This is a genomic window from Pseudomonas agronomica (assembly GCF_025917275.1).
GTDB lineage: Bacteria > Pseudomonadota > Gammaproteobacteria > Pseudomonadales > Pseudomonadaceae > Aquipseudomonas > Aquipseudomonas agronomica.
Genome location: NZ_JAOSHO010000542.1, coordinates 1 through 3,148 on the forward strand (window position 1 = coordinate 1; position 3,148 = coordinate 3,148).

Consider the following 3,148-nt stretch of genomic DNA (forward strand, 5'->3'; position numbering starts at 1 on the left):
CCTGGATCGGACTTGCACGTCCGTGTCACCGTTTTTTGCGATGACGAACAGAGGTTAGCGGCCCTCGGTACTGCTGCCTAGTTCATGAACAGCCCGGCGTTTTGAAGGAAATGTCCGAAGGTTTGGCAAGGGAAAAGGATCAAAAGATCGCAGCCTTCGGCAGCTCCTACAGAAATTGATGTAGGAGCTGCCGAAGGCTGCGATCTTTTGATGTTTGGTTTTGTGACTTGGCAGTCATCTTTCGCGAAAACAGGCTGATCTCCCGTTAAAGCGTTCCGATGATGGCGTTCCGCTGAAGAATCGCTAAACTGCGCCAGCCGTTCATTTTTCTCACGAGGCTGTGCCGATGAAATTTCGTTTCTTGTTGTGGATGCTGGGGTGGTTGATGGCCAAGGCCAGCCGTACCAATCCGGCGTTCCAGCAGCAGCTGGGCGACAAGGCGCTGGTGTTCCAGCTGCAAACCCTCGACGGCAAGGTTGCCCGGCACTTCACCGTGAAGAACCAGCGAATCACCAGCCAGTCGGGTGTTTATCCAACGCCGGCCTTCGCCATCGCGTTCAAGGATGCGGGCTATGGCTTCGCCACGATGCAGGCAAAAAACAAGCAACTGGCGTTCATGACGGGGATCCAGGACAAGTCGATCCAGATCAAGGGTAATCCGGCGCTGGTGATCTGGTTTCAGGGGTTGATGAAGTACTTGAAGCCGAGGAAGGCCAAGAAGGGCTAGCCGAGAGCCCTTGAGAATCAACTGACGGAGGAAAGATCGCAGCCTCGCTTCGCTCGGCAGCTCCTACAGGCCGAGCGGGAGCAAGCTCTCTCGCCACAACAGCCCTTATGCCGCTGCGTTTAATGGCTGAACTGCGAAGCCAATTCCCGCAGCAGCACCTCGGCTTCCAGAACCTTGCTCACCACATCATTGGCCTTTTCCCGAGTCAGTCCAACGCGATCGAGCAGCGCATCGGGGATGTCTTCGTCCGGGCCGGAGCCGATGCTGCGCGAGCGCAGCAGGCGTACGGCCAGGCATACCAGGTTCGGGTAGGCGGCGTATTCGCCGTCGTAGTGGGGGTCGTGCTGGAAGCGCAGGGCGGTGGCCAGTTCGTCGGGCATGTCCCAGTAGCGCATCAGCCAGGCGCCGATCTGTTCGCGGCTGATGCCCAGCAGGTGTTGTTCCACGTAGCTGTGGCACAGGTGCGGGTTGACCTCCAGGTGCCGGCAGATCAGCGAGAAGTGCGGCGGGAATACGTGGGCGAGCAGCAGGTAGCCGAAGTTGTGCAACAGGCCCGACAGGTAGGTCAGGCCACCTTCCGGGCGCTGGGCGCGGGGCATGGCGCGGGTCAGGCCTTCGATGACGGCGGCGGTGTAAATCGATTGCTGCCAGTACGGCGTGGTGTGTTGCGGATGGTCCTTGGGCAGGCTCAGGGTCTTGCCCAGGGCCAGACCCAGGGCCAGGTTGATCACCAGGTCGAAGCCCAGCACGCGGACGATCGCGTCTTCCACCGAACGAATCTTGCCGGGCGAGGCGTAGTAGGGCGAGGCGGCCCAGCTCACCACTTGCGCGGCCAGGGCCGGGTCGGTTTCCACCACGCCGGTGATGTCGTCGATAGTGGCGTCGGGGTCGACCCGCAGCTTGATGATTTTTTGCGCAGTTTCAGCCAGCGGCGGGATCTCGATGGTTTCTTCCAGCCGTTGCTGGATACGCCGGGCGGTGAACACCTGCACGGCCTGGGTGATTTCCTTGCGGTCGTCGTCCGGGCGGTCCAGGTTGGGGATGATGTTGCTCACGGCTTCGCCGAACGTCGCGGCGCTGGCCTTGGTGAGCATGGTCTTGAAGGCTTCGCTGGTGACTTCCAGAAGCAACCCCGGCTCACCGGAGTTGATCAGCAGCTTCGGCTCGCGCAGCAGGCCTTCTTCGTACAGGCACGGCGAACTGGTCAGCGCGGGCAGGCCCGGCAGCAGGCTCAGGCTGTGTTTGCCGAGCATGCGTTCCAGGCGCTCGGTCGGCACCGCCGTGAGTTTGCGGCCAGTCAGTTCGGCGAGGCGGTTGAGGTCCAGCAACTGGCTTTGCGGAAACAGCACCATGAGCGCGCCGACGGCGTCGTGCAACAGCACGGCCTGCACTTTGCGAGCGGGGTTGAGGCCCGGTCGTTCGATGACTTCGTCAAAGGCGATGCCCAATTTCTCGAGCAACTGCCGAATCACAGACGGAGCGTGCGGGGTTTCGGGGACGAGGGCAGCTTCAGTCATGGTCTGTATCCGTTTTCCTACAAGTGGGTCAGTATAACCAGCTTGTCCAACAGGCGCGTCCAGAAAACTGAGCGTGTGCTCACACTTGGCCGTATTGCTGCCCGTGACGCAGCCAGCGATCCAGCAGCGGGCTGACATGGTCGGGCCAGCGCTCCAGCAATGCCTGGGCGGCGTCGCGTACCGCCGGGAGCAGGTCGGCGTCGCGCATCAGGTCGGCCACCTTGAATTGAAGCAGACCGGTCTGGCGCGTGCCGAGCATTTCACCCGGGCCGCGCAATTCGAGGTCTTTTTCGGCGATGACGAAACCGTCGTTGGTTTCGCGCATGATGCCCAGGCGCTGGCGGCCGATCTGTGACAGTGGAGGGTGATAGAGCAGCACGCAATGGCTGGCGGCGCTGCCCCGACCGACGCGGCCACGCAACTGGTGCAGCTGCGCCAGGCCCAGGCGTTCGGGGTTTTCGATGATCATCAGGCTGGCGTTGGGCACGTCGACACCCACCTCGATCACGGTGGTGGCGACCAGCAGTTGCAGGGCCCCGGCCTTGAATTCAGCCATCACCGCGGCTTTTTCGGCGGGTTTCATGCGGCCGTGGATCAACCCGACCTTCAATTCGCCGAGGGCGGCGGTGAGGTCTTCATAGGTGGTTTCGGCGGCCTGGCAGGTCAGCTCTTCCGATTCTTCGATCAGCGTGCAGACCCAATAGGCCTGCCGTCCTTCGGCGCAGGCGCTGCGCACGCGCTCGATCACTTCCACTCGTCGGGTATCGGTGACCAGCACGGTGTTGACCGGCGTTCGGCCCGGGGGCAGTTCGTCGAGGATCGAGGTGTCGAGGTCGGCGTAGGCACTCATCGCCAGGGTCCGCGGGATCGGTGTCGCGGTCATGATTAGCTGGTGCGGGCACAT

3 protein-coding genes are annotated in these 3,148 nt (G+C 62.0%); 1 reads left to right on the plus strand and 2 read right to left on the minus strand.

Features of this window, described 5'->3' with window-relative positions; all coding sequences use genetic code 11:
- Positions 1–346: 346 nt before the first annotated feature.
- Positions 347–727, plus strand: coding sequence for a helicase (locus OC610_RS24145; RefSeq protein WP_264431442.1), 381 nt, complete (start codon positions 347–349; stop codon positions 725–727).
- 119 nt (positions 728–846) lie between these two features.
- On the opposite strand, the gene OC610_RS24150 is transcribed toward OC610_RS24145, so the two are convergent.
- Positions 847–2,244: an aminoacyl-tRNA deacylase and HDOD domain-containing protein gene (locus OC610_RS24150; RefSeq protein ID WP_264431443.1), complete on the minus strand. Its 1,398-nt coding sequence runs from the start codon at positions 2,242–2,244 to the stop codon at positions 847–849.
- Between the two features lie 79 nt (positions 2,245–2,323).
- Positions 2,324–3,148, minus strand: an 825-nt coding sequence (locus OC610_RS24155; protein ID WP_264431444.1) for a helicase-related protein, incomplete at its 5' end; no start/stop codon positions are given.